This window comes from Micromonospora sp. CPCC 206060 (genome assembly GCF_036906895.1).
GTDB lineage: Bacteria > Actinomycetota > Actinomycetes > Mycobacteriales > Micromonosporaceae > Micromonospora.
Genome location: NZ_JBAKHU010000002.1, coordinates 90,449 through 106,875, shown reverse-complemented (window position 1 = coordinate 106,875; position 16,427 = coordinate 90,449). Strand labels below are relative to the sequence as shown.

Genomic DNA, 16,427 nt, shown 5'->3' with positions numbered 1-16,427 from the left:
TGGCAAAAGGGTCAGTACATGGAGAGATGAACGTGGTTCGTGTGGTCGGCGGCCGGGCTGCCGCTGCCGCTGTACGAGCGCCACCCGGTGCCCGGATGCCAGATCTGCCGGTACCAGATCACGTAGAGCACACCGAGCCGGCTGGCGTTCTTGACGTAGAACGAGGCCACCGCGTCGCCGTAGCTCTTGTCCCCGCCGGTGGCGGTCTCGTTCTTGAATCCCCCGGCGGCGGCGGAGAAGTCGCACGCCCGGCCCTTGGGGTGCTCACCGCCGCCGCCACTGCGGTAGCAGGAGACGTACCGGGTGTAGCCGGCTGCCTTGGCCTGCTGCAACGCGTGCAGGGTGCGGGGGGTGATGCAGCCCGAGGTGGTCGGGTCGTTCACCGAGCAGGACTCCGACGGCCAGGAGCCGTCCGAGTTGCGGGGGGCCGGTTTCGCCGACGGCGAGTTGGCGCTGACGAACCCGCCGCTGGTACCCCGGCTGACCGCCGCGAGCGCCCGCTCGGCGTCCTTCTTCTTGCGTTCCATGACGGCGAGCTGCTTCTGCTGCTCGGCCACCTCGGCGTCGATGGCGGCCTTGGCCTTCGCGGCCTGCTCGCGGGCGGCGGTCAGCGCCCGCAGCCGCTTGTCGTCGCGTTGCGCCATCACCTCCAGCCCGGCGGCGCGTTGCAGGAACGCCTCGGGTGAGGTGCTGTTCAGCAGCATGGTGATCGGGGTCAGCCGGCCCAGCCGGTACGACTCGGCCGCCACCTCACCGACCTGGACGGTGAGCAGGGCCAGTTGCAGCTCCGCCGCCCGGAACTGGTCGCTCGCCACCTTCTGCCGCTGCTTGGAGCTGTCCAGCTTGGCCTTGGCCTCGATGTGCCCCTTGGCGGTCGCCTCCAGGGCGTCCCGCAGGCCTTTGGTGCCGCCCTCGTTGGGCGGGGTGGTCGGGGCCGCGTACCCGGGTGCGGCCAGCGCTCCGACCAGCACGGAGACGGCCGCCACGATCGCGACCAGCGGATTGAGGCACCGGGCGAGAGCCGTCCTGCGCACGAAAGCCGTTTCCTTCCGTCGACCGCCGGCCCCCCGGTGGTGCCCTGCCGGCGGCGGCCACCGCCGGCACCGCAGCGGTGCCTGCGGGCGGAGACCGCCGGTCACAATACCGGACCCCGCAGGCTGCGGTCGTCCCCGAACCGGGCGGGATGTGGCTCCCCCGGGCCACCGGTCGGCTGCGGACCGGCCGTGCTCGGGTGTTAAGCGGGGGCCCTTCCTCTACCAGAAGCGTTAAGAAGGGGCCCTTCCTTACGTCAGGAGGGCGGTGTGGACCGTCTGCCAGGTCGACTCGTCGGCGGCGACCAGCAGGCCGCGCCGGTCGTCCCCCGGGTGGTACTCGGTGCCGTCGAACCGGCGGGCCACCCCGCCCGCCTCACGGACCAGCAGCACCCCGGGGGCGTGGTCCCAGGGCAGGGTGCGCCAGAAGAGGACGAACTGCTGGTCCCCGGTGAGCAGATCGAGGTACTCCCGGCCGGCGCAGTGCTGCCCGTCGTGCACGTCCCCCAGCCGACCGATCCCGGCCTCCACCCGTTCCCGCAGCGGCGGCGGGAGGAACCGGGTCATCGCCGCACCCCCTGGTGATCCGTCCGCCGGTCCCAGCCGGACCGGCGTCCCGTTGCAGACGGTGCCGGCACCGGCCCGGGCCACGGCCAGATCGTCGGCGAGCGGGTCCAGGATCCAACTCGCGGTCAGCTCGCCACCGGTCAGCAGCACCACCATGATCGCGAACGGTCGGCGGCCGGCGGCGAAGTTCGCCGTACCGTCGACCGGGTCGACCACCCAGACCGGCCCGGCATCGCGCAGGTGCCCGAGCAGGCCGGGATCGGCGGCGACCGCCTCCTCCCCGACCACCGTCGAGCCGGGCAGCAGCCGACGCAGCCCGGCGTCGATCATCTCCTCGGCCCGCTGGTCGGCCACGGTGACCAGCTCACCCGGGGCCTTCTCGGACACCTCGCCGTCGCCGAGCCGCCGGAACAACGGCACCACCACCTGCGCCGCAGTGTCCCGCAGCAGCGCAGCGACCTCGTCCAGGGGTACGTCAACCACGCGGCGGCAGCCTCACCACGCTGACGAAGAACTCGTCGATCTGCCGGACCACCGAGATGAACCGCTCGAAGTCCACCGGTTTGGTGACGTACGCGTTGGCGTGCAGCTGGTAGCTGCGGAGGATGTCCTCGTCGGTCTGCGAGGTGGTGAGCACGACCACCGGGATCCGGCAGAGCTGCTCATCCTGCTTGATCTCCTCCAGCACCTCCCGGCCGTCCCGGCGGGGCAGGTTGAGGTCGAGCAGGATCAGGTCGGGAGCGACCGCGTCGGCGTACTGGCCCTCCCGGCGCAGGTAGGCCAGCGCCTCCGCGCCGTCGGAGACCACGGTCAGCCGGTTGCGCAGCTTGTGCTCCTCGAACGCCTCCTGCGTCATGAGCACGTCGCCCGGATCGTCCTCGACGAGCAGGACCTCGATCGGGCTGCGCCCGTCCGCAGGAGCGGTCATACCGCTGTCTCCTTCGTGCCACCGGTGCTGGCCGGGGCTGTGTCGTCGGGAGCGTCGCCGGACGGCGACCCATCCGCCCGTGCCGCACCGGGGTCCTCCTCCGGCCGGCGCTGGGCCGGCGCGGGCGCCGGGCCCGCAGTGGGCTGCACCGTCTCCGGGTCGGCATCCGCCCCGCTCTCCGGTTCGGTACCCGGCTCGACCGGGTCGGCGGACCCGGCCTGGTCCGGATGGGGCAGGACGGGCAGGGCGGGCAGAACGGGCAGGGTGAACCGGATGGCGGTGCCCTCCGGGACGTCGGTGTCCACCCAGACCCGACCGCCATGGTATTCGACGATCTTCTTGACGATGGCCAGACCGATGCCGGTGCCCGGGTACGCGTCCTTGGAGTGCAGCCGCTGGAAGATCACGAAGATCTTGTCGGCGAACTCCGGCTCGATGCCGATGCCGTTGTCCTGGCAGGTGATCTCCCACTCGTCGTCCACCCGGCGGGCGGAGACGTGCACCCTGGGCGGTATGTCCGGCCGGCGGAACTTGACCGAGTTGCTCACCAGGTTGGCCAGCAGATTGGTCAGCAGCGGTTCCTCGCCGCGGATCACCGGCAGGTCGGACCAGGTCAGCTCGGCACCAGCGGACTCCCGGGCGGCCTCGGTCTGGGCCGCCACGTCACCCATCACCCGGTCCAGGTCGACCTCGGTGAATCCGGAGGTCAACCGGCCGATCCGGGAGAACGCCAGCAGGTCGTTGATCAGGCGCTGCATCCGCTGGGCGCCGTCCACCGCGAAGGCGATGTACTGGTCGGCCCGCTCGTCGAGCTTGCCCGCGTACCGGCGCTGGAGGAGCTGGCAGAAGCTGGCCACCTTGCGCAGCGGTTCCTGCAGGTCGTGCGAGGCGACGTAGGCGAACTGCTCCAGGTCACGGTTGGAACGGGTCAGCTCCTCGGCCTGCTTCTGGAGCTGGCTGTTGACCCACTCGATCCGGCTCCGGGCCTCCCGGACCTCCGCCAGGTCGGCGGCGATCCGCTGGCGCATCGCGTCCACGTCGTCGGCGAGCTGGGCCAGTTCCGGCGGGCCCTGCCGGGTGATCCGGCGCTGGTAGTCGCCCTCCGCGACCTCGCGTACCTGCGCGGCCAACTGGGTGATCGGGCCGATGAAGAGCCGGTTGAGCGAGGTCATCAGGGCGAATCCGGCGACCACCACGACCACCCCGGCGACCACCAGCAGCAGCACCAGGATGTTCCCGGTGCCCCGGGCGTCGTCGGCGACCCGGTTACGCAGTCCGAGGATGGAGTCCTGGAGGGCGGTCACCGAGGTCCGGAGTCGGTCGAACTGCTGCCGGGCCGAGTCGGTGACCAGCGTCTGACCGGCGGTCGGGCCCTGGGCGGCGGTGGCGTCGATGATCGGCACCGCGATCGTGGCCCGCCACTGCGCGGACTCCTGCTCGACGGTCCGGAGCTGCTGACGGATCGCCGGCTCATCGGCGAGCAGCCGGTCCATCCGGGCGGCGATCTCCTGCTCCTGGGTCACCCCCTGCTGATAGGGCTCCAGGTCGGTGCGGTCCCCGCTCACCGCGTAGCCGCGTACCCCGGTCTCCTGGTTGACCAGGGCGGCGAGCAGCGCCTCGCCGTCCGAGTGGAGCGGACCGGTCTTGGTGAGCAGGGTGTCCAGGTGGGCCCGGTTCTGCGCGGCGACCACCACCGCACCGGCGGCGAGTAGTGCCAGTACCGCGCCGACCACCGCGCAGAGCGCCATGGCCCGGCGGCGTAGCGTCCAGATGGCCGGGTCGGTCGTCACCGGCCACCGCCCCGGCTGACCAGCAACATGGCCACGTCGTCGGCGAGCGGACCGCCGTTGATCTCCTCGGCCCGGCCCACCAGCCAGCCCGGCAGATCGGCCAGGGGTACGTCGCGGGTACGCCCGTCGGCGAGCAGGGCACTCAGCCCCGGCACGTCCAGCCGCTCCTCCCCGCCGTCGACCCGGCCCTCGATCAGCCCGTCGGTGTACATCAGCAGGGACCAGTCATCGGTGGCGAACTCCAGATCGAATGCGGTGGGACGGCGCGGGCGCACGCCGAGCAGCAGCCCGCCCGGGGCGGGTACCGGTCGGACGGTGCCCCCGGCGAGCAGCAGCGGTGGCGGGTGGCCGGCGAGCCGGACGGTCGCCCGGTTGGCGCTCAGGTCCAGCCGGGCGGTCGCCACCGTGGCGAAGATCTCCTGGAGGCGGCGCTCGCTCATCAGCACCTGTTCCAGGGCCGGCAGCACCTCGTCGTCGGGCACCCCGGCCAGGATCAGGGCGCGCCAGGCCACCCGTAGCTCGACGCCGAGCGCGGCCTCGTCCACGCCGTGCCCGCAGACGTCACCGACGATCAGGTCGACCCGGTCCGGTCGGGTCTGCACCACGTCGTAGAAGTCGCCACCGATCAGCGCGGCGTGCCGGCCGGGGCGGTAGAAGGTGTGGACGGCGACCTCGTCGGTCTCCATCAGCGGCGTGGGCAGCAGGCCCCGCTCCAGTCGGGCCGACTCGGCCTGACGCAGTTCCACCTCGCGCAGCCGCCGGGCGTTCTCGTCGGCGCGTTTGCGCTCGACCGCGTATCGCAGCGAACGGGCCAGCAGTACCCCGTCGACCTGGCCCTTGACCAGGTAGTCCTGCGCGCCCTCGGCGACCGCGCCGATCCCGAGGTGCTCATCGGAGCGGCCGGTGAGTACGCAGACCGCCGCGCCGGTGGACATGTCGAGGAGCTGCCGCAGCCCGTCGAGGCCCTGCGAGTCGGGCAGGCCGAGGTCGAGCAGGACGCAGTCGACCTTGGCGATCCGCTGCCGCGCCTCGTTCAGGCTGGTCGCGACGTGCAGGTCGATGGCCGCGTTGACCTCGGCCAGCAGCTCACCGACGAGGAAGGCGTCCCCCTCGTCGTCCTCGACCAGCAGGACCCGGAGGCGTTCCCCGGCGGGCAGATTCGGATTACGCCCGAGCCCACCGTGCTGGTATGCCCGGGGCACGACAGAGGAACCGGTCATACCGGCTCTCCGTACGGCTGGCCAACCGCAAGTGTGCTGATCGTCAGGCTCCTTCTAACTTGCCCCGCTGAATCCTGTATTAGACAACGCTCCCATACAACACGACCGGCACGGGATCTGCCGTGGCGAGCGGGTCACGGCGCCGCACACCGATCCACGGTATGCGACCGGGCTGATCGCTGCTGGACGCTGCTGGTCCGGCCGTCTGCAGGACGCGCCGGCCGGTCCGGGCGGGCAGGATGTGCACACCCCGCACCATCCACCACCCCCCGAGGAGGCACCGTGGGCGTCCCCCTGGCGCGGCCCGCCGACCGCGCGCTCGCCCGCCCGTACCGGCGGCGGCTGGCCGCCGCCGCGTCGCTCATCACCCTGATCGCCGTCGGCGCCGCCGTCCTGGCCACGCTGCGGCCACCCGCGCCCGTTCCGGCCGACGCCCCGGCGGACGAGTTCAGCGCCGCCCGCGCCTACCGGGAGGCGCAGGTCGTGGCGGCCGGCACGCACGTCGCCGGCAGTCCGGCCAACGACGAGGTACGCCGGCACATCGAGGAGACGCTGCGCGGGCTGGGCCTGGAGACCTCGGTGCAGGACACCATCGGTCCGGAGGCGGGTCAGCTCAGTGGTGGCGCCGGAGGTGCCGCCCTGGCCCGCGTCCGCAACGTGGTGGCCCGGCTGCCCGGCACCGACCCGACCGGGCGCGTCTTCCTGGTCGCGCACTACGACTCGGTGCAGGTCGGGCCGGGCGGGAACGACGACGCGGCCGGTACCTCGGCGATCCTGGAGGTGGCCCGGGCGCTGACCGCCGGCCCACGGCCCCGCAACGACGTGATCTTCGTACTCACCGACGCCGAGGAGGCGTGCCTGTGCGGGGCGGCGGCGTTCGCGTCCAGCCATCCGCTGGCCACCGACGGTGGGGTGGTGCTCAACCTGGAGGCCCGGGGTTCGACCGGCCCGGTGATCATGTTCGAGACGTCGGAACGGAACGCCGACCTGGTGGCCGCGTTCGGTCGGGCCGCACCCCACCCGGTCGGTACGTCCTTCGCGGTGGAGGTCTACCGGCTGCTGCCCAACGACACCGACTTCACCGCGTTCCTCGACGAGGGTTTCGTCGGGCTGAACTCCGCGTACATCGACGGCGGGGCGATCTACCACACCCCGCTGGACACCGTGGACCGGATGGACCGGCGCAGCCTCCAGCAGCACGGCGCCAACGCCCTCGCCCTGGCCCGGGAGTTCGGCGCCGCCGACCTGACCGACCTGGGCGCCCCGGGCGACGCCACCTACTTCCCGGTGCCCGGTGGCCTGGTCCGCTACCCGGGTTGGCTGACCTGGCCGCTGGCGCTGCTGGCGGTCGTCGGGGTGGCCGCACTGGCCTGGGCGGCCCGCCGGGCGGGGCGTACCTCGTGGCCCCGGCTCGCCGCCGGGTTCGGGCTGGCGCTGCTCCCGGTCGTGCTCGCCCCGCTGGTCGCCCAGCTCTTCTGGTGGGCGGTCACCGCCATCCGGCCGGGTTACGCCGAACTGCTCGACCCGTACCGGCCGGTCTGGTACCGGCTGACCGTGGTGGCCTCGGCGGTGGCGGTGTTCTTCGGCTGGTACGCGCTGCTGCGGCGGCGGACCGGTCCGGCCGCCCTGGCCGTGGGCGGGCTCGCCTGGCTGGCCATCCTCGGGGTGGTCCTCGCGGCGGTGGCACCCGGCGGGTCGTACCTGACCGCCCTGCCGGCGCTGGCCGGTGCGCTCGCCGGGCTGGTCGCCCTCCGGCTGCCGGTCGACGGCCCCGGGCCGGTGCTCGCGGTGACCGCCGCCGGGGTGGTCGCGGTGGTCATCCTGCTGCCGACCGTGGTGCTGCTCTTCCCGGCGCTGAGCATGGCGATGGGCGGGGTCGCGGCGTTCTTCTCGGTGCTGCTCGGGTTGGCCACCCTGCCGGTGGTCGATCTGCTGCACCCGCAGGCCGGCGGGCAGCGGGCGATGGACGCTCTGCGGGCCCGCCGCCGGGGTGCCGTCCCGACGTTCGCCGCCGCGCTCGCTGCGGTGGTGCTGGCCGGGGTCGGCCTGACCGTGGACCGCTTCGACGCCGACCACCCGGTGCCCACCCACCTGATGTACGCGCTGGACGCCGACACCGGGCAGGCCCGTTGGCTGAGCCACGAGGCCGATCCGCAGCCCTGGACGGCCGGGTACGTCGACACCGAGGCCTCGGTGGGCGGCGAGTTCCCCGCCCTCGGCGACGAGCCGCTGCGCACCGGGCCGGCGGCGGCTGCCCCGTTGCCGCCCCCGAGGGTCGAGAAGATCGCCGACACCGCCGCGAACGGGCTGCGTACCCTGCGGCTGCGGCTGGTGCCGGAGCGCCCGGTACGCCTCGCCGCACTGCACGTGGAGACGGGGAACGGCGCGGTGACCGTGGAGCGGGCGACGGTGGCCGGGCGACCGGTTTCCGACCCGGTCACCGACCCGGCGCAACGCTGGGGGTTCGGGATCGTCTTCCACGCCCCGCCGGCGGAGGGCGTCGAGATCGAACTGGTGCTGCGCGGCGCTCCCGGGCAGGTGCGGGTACGCGCGATGGACGCCAGTGACGGGCTGACCGGGCTGCCCGGCTTCCGGCCCCGCCCGGCCGGGGTGGGGATCGCCGGCTCGCACAGTTCGGAGATGGTGGCGGTGGCCCGCACGTACCCGGTCTGACCGGTCACGTCCCGCCCGGCGCCGTACCGGCACGGGTCGCGGGTCGACCCCGCCCCCCCTGGTCCCCCGTCCTTCGGGACGGGGGACCGCTCATTTTCTCCGGCCAATATCACGCCGATTCATGATCGGCCGTCCTGGATCACCGGGGGCGCATTCCGTGAAAGTTCCACCGGCACCGTGATCACTTTTCCGGCACCACATCCGGCGAAGATCGGATTTTTCCCTCCCGGCGCCGGCAACGGGCACAAACTATTGCGCAATCAGGCCATCATGAGGGAAATTCTTGGTCCGCGTTCCCACGACACCGACCGACGGGCCGCCACAGCCGGTTCATGCAAAGACGCTACCGGAGCGGAATCGGTCGGAATCCGTACCGCACCGGCACACAGGAAAGGGGGCCGACAATGCCGCAACCCCGGCCCGAAGTGCGTACGCCCCGAAAGGGGCACCGCCGGCTCATCAGCAAGATTTTCATCAGCCTCACCACCTCACTGGTAGCTCTGGCCTTCGCCACATTCCTGCCCACCGACCGGCAACCCGAGGTGCTGTGGAACACCGGCGCCTCGCTGTTCATCGGCGGCGTGATGTTCGTCGTGCTGCATCTGCTGGACGTGGAACGGCAGTTGGACAGCCTGGTCAAATCCGTCGACGACCATCGCGACCAGGTGGTGGAGAAACTGACCGACGGTTTCTCCCGCGTCCGGCTGGGCAGTGAACTCGTCGATCTGCGTGAGGTGTCCCGACTCAGCCCGGAGGAGATCACCCAGATCGCCGAGCTGATCCACTACCGGACACGGATCACCGAGGAGGCCACCCCGCTGGTCCGGGAGTTCGCCCAGACCGAGGTGGCCCGGCTCACCGAACAGCTCCGGCGGATCGGTGACCGCAGCGACGTCACCTACGAGGGCGAGGACCGGGAATGGCTGCTCCTACTGACCAGCATCGCCCGCCGCAGCATCCGGGCCACCAGTCTGAGTTCCATCGACGCCGGGGTCCGGGGTTTCGACGGCGGACTGTGGCGGGGTGAACTGGGCCGGCGGTACCTGGGCCGGCAGGCACAGGCCATCCGGCGGGGGGTACAGGTCCAACGGCTGTTCATCATCGACCGGGGTGACCTGACCGAGCATGATCTCCTCAGCGACCTGCGCCTGCATCTCCAGATCGGGGTGGAGGTGCGGGTACTCAACGCCAACGACGCCCCGCATCTGCGGGAGACGCTGCGCGACTTCATCATCTTCGACGAGGAGCTGAGCTTCCAGTCCACCGGCGCACCGATGGTCGGCCAGCACTACGCCTCCATCATGGACACCACACTGGTCACCAACCACGAGCGGATCCGGTCCCGGCTGGACGAGTTCAGCAACCTCTGGCCCTCAGCCGGGGTCCAGGTCGCCGAACTACAGCCCGACGGGCGGGTGGTGCTGTCCCCGCCCGGGTGAGCGCGCGTCTGCGGCGCCGCACCATCAGCGTCAGCGCCGCACGTCAGCCGTCTGAGCGGCGCCGCACCGTGAACCGTCGGCACGGCGCCGCAGGGTCAGGTGTCAACCGCGGGACCGCCCGGTCGCCACGATCATGCCGCCGTACCCCTCGCGCAACGGGTCACCGATGTCGATCGGGGTCACGGTGACATCGGTGGCGACCGGCGCCAGCGTGTCCCGCACCTCGTCGGCGTCGATGGCCACCGCCGGGAACCACCGCTCGCCCACGTGGTACCCCTGGGACTTCGCCATGAACGCGGTGGCGAACGGCGCCTGCGGACGCAGCGCGGCGACGAAGCCGTGCACCGCCCGGCGGAACTCGACCAGATCGGCCGAGAGCGAGCAGGCCACGAAGAACATGGTGCCCAGGTCCCAGTGCTCCGGGGGCAGGTCGAAGACGCTGGCCTGGTGCACCTCGGTCTTGGCGGTGAATTCGGCCCGGGGGTCTGCGACCTCGGCGTACGCCGGCCGGTCCCGGTAGACCTCCCAGAACCGCAGCCAGTTGTCGCCGAACCCGGCGACCTGGCCACGGAGCCAGGCCACGTTGGCCGCGCTGTACTCCCACAGGTCCAGGTGCGCGCAGAAGGGGAGCATCGCCAGTGAGGGGTAGAGGTTCGCGCCCGCCCCCACATCCACCGCGCGGGCACCCGGGGCGATCCCGGCGGAAACGAAGAAGTCCCGCACAATCACCATGATCTGCCGGTCATCGTCGCGCACATCAAGGTAGTTGTGAGATAAGTACGCCTCCGAATCGAACTGGTCCCAGTCGAATTGATCGTTCGAACCGGGTAGCGGCGCACTGCCATCGTCATTGACACGCAGGGCGGCGATGCCAGGTGAGCGTGCTCCGTCCATGGGATTCACCCTTCACGTTTCGGGTCCCGGTGCTTGCGGCGATGGCATCAGGAGGGACACTTTCCGCAACGCTACGGACCGGATAGCGTAACCATTGACGATACGCCCAAGTACTTGACCAGACAATTGACCAAGAATTGCCGCGCCATTGGATCATCTGATCGGTCCAGGCAGCGCACCGTACGTTCGGTTCCGGCCGCCCGGACGGGCCATCCGGCACGCTGACCATAGGCGCGGGCAGTGGTCACTGGAGCCCGCTGAGGCTGAACACCTCGTCCGCGCATCCCCAGGAGAGGGTGATACCCGCACCACCGTGCCCGTAGTTGTGCAGTACCGGGATCCCGGCACACGGCGCCCACTCCACCCGTACCCGGGGCCGACTCGGCCGCAACCCGACCCGCACCTCCCGGACGGCGGCACCGTGCAACCTCGGCTCGACCGCCGCGCAGCGGGCCAGGATCGCCGTGGTCGAGCCGGCGTCCGGCTCCAGGCTCTCCGCGCCGGGCAGCGCGCAGCCACCGAGTACCACCCGGTCCCCGTGCGGGAGGAAGTAGGTCAGCTCCCCGCGTTCCCCGTTGTCCTGGAAGAAGGTGTCGATCCCCGGGTTGTCCACGATCACCAACTGTCCCCGGGTGGGGTACATCTGCCCGTCGGGCACCAGCGTGCGGGATCCCAGGCCAGTGCAGTTGACCAGCACCCGGGCCGCTCCGGCGACCTCAACGAAGGAATTGATCCGGCCGTCCGCCATCCGTCCGCCGGCAGCGTCCAGTCGCCGGGTCAGGTAGTCGAGGTAGCGGGGCATGTCCACCAGGGGGACGGTGTACCGCCAGCCGCAGACGTACCCGTCAGGCAGCTCTTCGGGACGGCACAGCTCGAAGTCACCGACCCCGCGTACCCACAGCGGCGGCTCGACCGGATCGCGGGCCGCCTCCAACCCCCGGGCCAGATGCACCCCGGAGAGCGGATCCTCGGCGATCTTCTCCAGGGTCAGCCGGGTCTGCTCACTCCAGTGCGGCACCCGGTCGTCCCTGACCAGATAGGGGCCCCAGCTCGCACCGGCGCTCGCGGAGGTGGTGGCCAGGGGTGGCCGGTCAGCCAGTACGCAGACCGAGAACTTCGCCTCGGCGAACCGGATCGCGGTGGTCAGGCCGGCGACACCCGCTCCGATCACGAGCACGTCGAACTCCGCAGCACTCACCATTCGCCAATATTATCGGAGATCGACGTTTATCAGCAGACTTGTGTGTTGCGACCTCTCCCGCCATTTCCCGAGAATTGCCGCGATCTCGACACGTCCCGGGACCGCGGAATACGGGCACGATCATTACCCTCCGTGGAAATGCCACGGTGCACGGCGGGACCGGCTCCTCACTTCCAGCGGAAGTGCACGAAGAGTCGGCCGAAGTTCTTGGAGTCCTTCTCCACGCGGTGGTAGAGCTGCTTGACCTCCTTCTGGTCGAGGAAGCGCAGCACCCGCTTCTTGAGCTGCCCGGACCCCTTTCCGGGGATGATCTCCACCAGGGTGGCCTTCTTGGCCACCGCCTCGTCCATGATTCCGCGCAGCGCCCGGTCGATGTCGTGGCCGCGATTGAAAATGTCGTGAAGATCCAGTTTGAGCTTCATCGCGCGCCCACCGGCAGATCAGGTCCCATAACGGCCCATGGTAGGTCGGTCGCTCACCGCCGGCCGCCGACCCGGCTCTCCACCCGTTGCAGCGCGACCCGGTAGTCGTCGTTGGCGGAGTGCATCGCGGCGGCGATGCGCAGGTGCCGCAGAGCGTCCGCCGGCCGGTTCATCCGCTCCAGCGTCCGCCCCAGCACGTGGTGCGCGTAGTGGTCGCTCGGGTCCTGGTCGACCAGGGCCCGCAACTGCTCCTCGGCGCGGCCGAGCTGGGCCGACTGGAAGTAGGCCCGGGCCAGCAACTGCCGGACCGAGGCGTTGCCCGGCTCGGCCGCCACGATCGGCTCCAGCAGCCGGGCCGCCCCGCTGGCGTCGCCGGCCTCGAAGAACATGGTCGCCCGCCGGTACTCGGCCAGAAGATCCATCCCTCCCACCTCCTCGTGTCGTCCCGCGTTACGTCGACGCTGGCACAACACCGGCGGGAGCGCGAGTGTTCCGGCCCGCCTACCCGGTGCCGGTCGCGCCGGACATCAGCGCCCAGGCCCGCACGCCGCCGACGATCCCGGCGGTGTTCGGCACCACCACCACGTCCTCCCCCATCCGGGCCAGCTGCTCCGGCCGGATCAGCCGGGAGTTGCCGCCGCCCAGGTAGAGCCGGTCCCAGCGGAAGACCGGACGTAGGCCCTCCACCACCTGCCGGACCCGCCGGGACCAGAAGGCGTCCCCCAGCCGGCGCCGCTCCGGCTCGCCGACATAGGTGTCGTAGCTCATCCCCCACCGGACCGGCGCCTGGGACAGCTCCAGGTGCGGGGCGAGCACCCCACCGTCGAAGAGCGCGCAGCCCAGCCCCGTACCGAGGGTCAGTACCAGCTCGCACCCGGTGCCGGCGACCACCCCGGCGCCGTGCACCTCGGCGTCGTTGAGGGCGAGCACCGGCAACCCGAACGCCCCGGCGAGGGCACTGCGCACATCGAAACCGGACCACTCGGCGACAAGTTCCGGGTCGACCCGGCTGCGCGGGCCCGACCGGGTGACGTAGTGCGGGGTGGCCACCACCATTCCGTGCCGGATCATGCCCGGCAGACCGACCGTCACCCGGTCCGCCGGAGGGAGCTGGCCACCCACCTCCAGCAGCGTCTTGACGAAGATCGCCGGGGGCAGCGGGTACGGCGTCGGCACCCGGATCGGCCTGGCCCGCATCGTCCCCGCGTCGTCCAGTACCGAGGCCTTGATCCCGCCGCCACCGCAGTCGATGGCAAGAGTGGTCAGCACCGGAACAGTCTGCCCGGCTCCGTCGCCGACAGGCGCGCACCCCGACCGGATAGCATCAGTGCCTCGTGAGCGCCACACTGATCGTCAGGGACCTCGCCGCCGGGCATGGCGAGCGGGTGCTCTTCTCCGCCCTCGACCTGGTGGTCGCCCCCGGTGACGTGGTCGGCCTGGTCGGGGTGAACGGTGCCGGCAAGTCGACGCTGCTGCGTACCCTCGCCGGGATCCAGCCGGCCGAGCAGGGCACGGTCACGGTCAACCCACCCACCGCCACCATCGGGTACCTGCCCCAGGAGCCGGAACGACGCCCGGGCGAGACGGTACGGGCGTTCCTCGCCCGCCGCACCGGGGTGGCCGATGCCCAGGCCGCGCTGGACGCGGCGACCGAGGCGCTGACCGTCGGGGCGCCCGGCGCGGACGACGCGTACACCCCGGCGCTGGAGCGCTGGCTCGCCCTGGGTGGGGCGGACCTGGACGAACGGGCCGGGCAGGTCGCCGCCGATCTGGGGCTCGCCGTCGATCTCGACCAGCCGATGACCTCGCTCTCCGGCGGGCAGGCCGCCCGGGCCGGGCTGGCCTCGCTGCTGCTCAGCCGGTACGACGTCTTCCTGCTCGACGAGCCGACCAACGACCTGGACCTGGCCGGGCTGGACCGGCTGGAGGAGTTCGTCGGCGGATTGCGGGCCGGCACCGTACTGGTCAGCCACGACCGGGAGTTCCTGACCCGGACGGTCACCCGGGTGGTCGAGCTGGACCTGCACCAACAGCAGGTCCGGCAGTACGGCGGCGGGTACCTCGCCTACCTGGAGGAGCGGGAGGTGGCCCGCCGGCACGCCCGTGCCGACTACGAGGAGTACGCCGACACCCGGACCGCCCTGGAGGCCCGGGCCCGGACCCAGCGGGCCTGGATGGAGAAGGGCGTACGCAACGCCCGGCGCAAGGCCACCGACAACGACAAGTTCGTCCGGAACTTCCGGGGCGAGACCTCCGAGAAGCAGGCCGCCAAGGCCCGGCAGACCGACCGGCTGATCGAGCGGCTGGAGGTGGTCGAGGAGCCGCGCAAGGAGTGGGAACTCCGGATGGAGATCGCCGCCGCGCCCCGGGCCGGCGCGGTGGTCGCCACGCTGCGCGGCGCCACGGTCCACCGGGGTGGGTTCACCCTGGGCCCGGTCGACCTCCAGATCGACTGGGCGGACCGGGTGGCCATCACCGGTGCCAACGGGTCGGGCAAGTCGACCCTGCTCGCCGCGCTGCTCGGCCGGCTGCCGCTGGACGCCGGGTACGCCGCTCTCGGCCCCGGGGTGGTGGTCGGCGAGGTCGACCAGGCGCGGGGACTCTTCCTCGGCGACCAGCCGCTGATCGACGCCTTCGCCGCCGCCGTACCGGAACTCAACCCGGCGGACGTGCGGACCCTGCTGGCCAAGTTCGGCCTGCGCGCGGCGCACGTGCTCCGGACGGCGGCCACCCTCTCCCCCGGGGAACGGACCCGGGCGGCCCTCGCGCTGCTCCAGGGCCGGGGGGTCAACCTGCTGGTGCTCGACGAGCCGACCAACCACCTCGACCTGCCGGCGATCGAGCAGCTCGAATCGGCCCTGGAGAGCTTCGGCGGCACCCTGCTGCTGGTCACCCACGACCGGCGGATGCTCGCCTCGGTCCGGACCACCCGGCGACTGCACGTCGACGGCGGTCGGGTCACCGAACGCTGAACGCTGCCAATCTCCGGCGGTCGGGTCACAATGGACCCATGCTCAGGTGGGAGTACGCGCTGCTGGTGCGGCGCCGGCAGGCGAGTTCCCAGGATGTCGGCTGGGAGGTGACCTTCACCTGGTACGGCCCGGACGGCTCGATGCTCGACCTGACGCCGTACGGCGACACCGCGCTGTCACACCTCAACCGCGCCGGTGACCAGGGCTGGGAGATGGTGTCGATGAGCGAGGACACCAACCAGGCGGGCAGCAGCGAGCTGCACCGTTACCACCTGAAGCGGCCGAAGGTGACCGCCCCGCCCCGGCCACGGATGCGCGGTTCCCGGGCCACCCGCCGGTTGCCCGGCTGATCCCGCCGGGTGCATAGTCGGCCCGGATCGGGGTATGGGCGGCCCGGAGGTGTCCGGGATGGTCGCGCTGGCGCAGCACCCGCCCTCGGCCGACCGGCTGCGGGCGATCGACGGGTTTCTCGACGGAGCATGGGCCGACCTGGCCCGCCACGACGAGCGGTTACGCGGGCTGGCGGTCGAGGTGCGCTTCGACCGGGGCGTCGCCCACCTGACCGGTGAGGTCGCCGAGCCCGGTCAGCTCCGGCTGGTCCGGGACACCGTGGGCCGGTTGGCCGGGGTGTTCGGCGTCTGGTCCCGGGTCCGGGTCGGCGGCCGGGACCCGGTGGTGGTGGACCTGGGCTGCGGCCGGACCAAGCAGTACCCGGGCAACCTGGGGCTGGACATCTGGCCGGCGCCGGGGGTGGACGCGGTCGCGGACCTCTCCGGCTCGCTGCCGCTCGCCGACGACTCGGTGGACGTCATCTTCGCGGTACACATCCTGGAACACCTGATCGACTTCCTGCCGCTGGTCGACGAGGCCCACCGGGTACTCCGCCCCGGTGGCGTACTGCACGTGATGAGCCCCTGGTGGCGGCACGTGAACGCGGTCGCGGACCCGACCCACGTCCGGTTGCTCGACGTGCAGACAATCAAGGGGGTCTGCGGCCAGCGCCCGGCCGGCACCCCGCGCTGGTACCCGCTGCACGTCGGCTGCGACGGCGCGTCGATCTTCGCGGACCTCACCCCGCTCGCCGACGGCGATCCGGAACCCGCCCCGGCACAGCTGGCCCGGTTCTTCGACTGACCACACGGCTGACCACACGGCTCGTCCCGGGTCGTCCCGGCTGGTCACGGCCGGCGGGGCCAGTCGGCGGGTCTGCCTTGGGTGAGCCTTGGGTGAGCCGGCTGGTGCCGCAGGTCTTGTTGTCCCGCTGGCTCCCTGTCGAGCTGCTGGCGCAGA

The 16,427-nt window shown here is 71.7% G+C and carries 14 protein-coding genes and 1 pseudogene; 5 read left to right on the top strand and 10 right to left on the bottom strand.

Annotated features, from left to right (window positions below; all coding sequences use genetic code 11):
* Nucleotides 1-11 precede the first annotated feature (11 nt).
* From V6U90_RS02795 to V6U90_RS02775, 5 genes are all read right to left on the bottom strand, one after another.
* Nucleotides 12-1,034 (bottom strand): coiled-coil domain-containing protein, encoded by a 1,023-nt coding sequence (locus V6U90_RS02795; protein WP_334430959.1) that lies wholly within the window; start codon nucleotides 1,032-1,034, stop codon nucleotides 12-14.
* Between the two features lie 249 nt (nucleotides 1,035-1,283).
* Complete coding sequence (locus tag V6U90_RS02790) at nucleotides 1,284-2,081, bottom strand: inositol monophosphatase family protein (RefSeq protein WP_334430958.1); 798 nt, start codon at nucleotides 2,079-2,081, stop codon at nucleotides 1,284-1,286.
* The gene (locus tag V6U90_RS02785; protein ID WP_334430957.1) at nucleotides 2,074-2,526 is read right to left on the bottom strand and encodes a response regulator; all 453 of its coding nucleotides are present in this window, start codon (nucleotides 2,524-2,526) and stop codon (nucleotides 2,074-2,076) included. The genes V6U90_RS02790 and V6U90_RS02785 overlap by 8 nt, the downstream gene beginning before the upstream one ends.
* On the bottom strand, nucleotides 2,523-4,274 hold the full coding sequence (locus tag V6U90_RS02780) for a sensor histidine kinase (protein ID WP_334431175.1): 1,752 nt from the start codon (nucleotides 4,272-4,274) through the stop codon (nucleotides 2,523-2,525). The genes V6U90_RS02785 and V6U90_RS02780 overlap by 4 nt, the downstream gene beginning before the upstream one ends.
* A 38-nt stretch (nucleotides 4,275-4,312) precedes the next feature.
* Entirely contained in the window at nucleotides 4,313-5,536 is a 1,224-nt protein-coding gene (locus V6U90_RS02775) for a PP2C family protein-serine/threonine phosphatase (RefSeq protein ID WP_334430956.1), read from the bottom strand.
* Nucleotides 5,537-5,818: 282 nt separating this feature from the next.
* Between V6U90_RS02775 and V6U90_RS02770 the strand changes: the two genes are divergently transcribed.
* Entirely contained in the window at nucleotides 5,819-8,209 is a 2,391-nt protein-coding gene (locus V6U90_RS02770; protein ID WP_334430955.1) for a M28 family peptidase, read from the top strand.
* 425 nt (nucleotides 8,210-8,634) lie between these two features.
* Nucleotides 8,635-9,648, top strand: coding sequence for a hypothetical protein (locus tag V6U90_RS02765; RefSeq protein WP_334430954.1), 1,014 nt, complete (start codon nucleotides 8,635-8,637; stop codon nucleotides 9,646-9,648).
* 102 nt (nucleotides 9,649-9,750) lie between these two features.
* On the opposite strand, the gene V6U90_RS02760 is transcribed toward V6U90_RS02765, so the two are convergent.
* From V6U90_RS02760 to V6U90_RS02740, 5 genes are all read right to left on the bottom strand, one after another.
* A complete protein-coding gene (locus V6U90_RS02760) occupies nucleotides 9,751-10,542 on the bottom strand; it encodes an SCO2525 family SAM-dependent methyltransferase (RefSeq protein ID WP_334430953.1) in 792 nt (263 codons plus the stop codon).
* Nucleotides 10,543-10,786: 244 nt separating this feature from the next.
* Nucleotides 10,787-11,743 (bottom strand): FAD-dependent oxidoreductase, encoded by a 957-nt coding sequence (locus V6U90_RS02755; RefSeq protein ID WP_334430952.1) that lies wholly within the window; start codon nucleotides 11,741-11,743, stop codon nucleotides 10,787-10,789.
* Between the two features lie 167 nt (nucleotides 11,744-11,910).
* Nucleotides 11,911-12,165 carry a Smr/MutS family protein gene (locus tag V6U90_RS02750; RefSeq protein ID WP_208811640.1) on the bottom strand — a complete coding sequence of 85 codons (255 nt, stop codon included), beginning with the start codon at nucleotides 12,163-12,165 and terminating at the stop codon, nucleotides 11,911-11,913.
* A gap of 53 nt (nucleotides 12,166-12,218) precedes the next feature.
* Nucleotides 12,219-12,587 carry a tetratricopeptide repeat protein gene (locus V6U90_RS02745; protein WP_208811641.1) on the bottom strand — a complete coding sequence of 123 codons (369 nt, stop codon included), beginning with the start codon at nucleotides 12,585-12,587 and terminating at the stop codon, nucleotides 12,219-12,221.
* Nucleotides 12,588-12,666: 79 nt separating this feature from the next.
* Nucleotides 12,667-13,434 (bottom strand): ROK family protein, encoded by a 768-nt coding sequence (locus V6U90_RS02740; protein WP_334430951.1) that lies wholly within the window; start codon nucleotides 13,432-13,434, stop codon nucleotides 12,667-12,669.
* 65 nt (nucleotides 13,435-13,499) lie between these two features.
* Between V6U90_RS02740 and V6U90_RS02735 the strand changes: the two genes are divergently transcribed.
* From V6U90_RS02735 to V6U90_RS02725, 3 genes and pseudogenes are all read left to right on the top strand, one after another.
* On the top strand, nucleotides 13,500-15,137 hold the full coding sequence (locus tag V6U90_RS02735; protein WP_334430950.1) for an ABC-F family ATP-binding cassette domain-containing protein: 1,638 nt from the start codon (nucleotides 13,500-13,502) through the stop codon (nucleotides 15,135-15,137).
* A 38-nt stretch (nucleotides 15,138-15,175) separates the two neighbouring features.
* A pseudogene (locus V6U90_RS02730) lies at nucleotides 15,176-15,421 on the top strand (hypothetical protein); the annotation flags it as partial.
* Nucleotides 15,422-15,545: 124 nt separating this feature from the next.
* Complete coding sequence (locus V6U90_RS02725; RefSeq protein WP_334431174.1) at nucleotides 15,546-16,271, top strand: methyltransferase domain-containing protein; 726 nt, start codon at nucleotides 15,546-15,548, stop codon at nucleotides 16,269-16,271.
* Nucleotides 16,272-16,427: the final 156 nt, after the last annotated feature.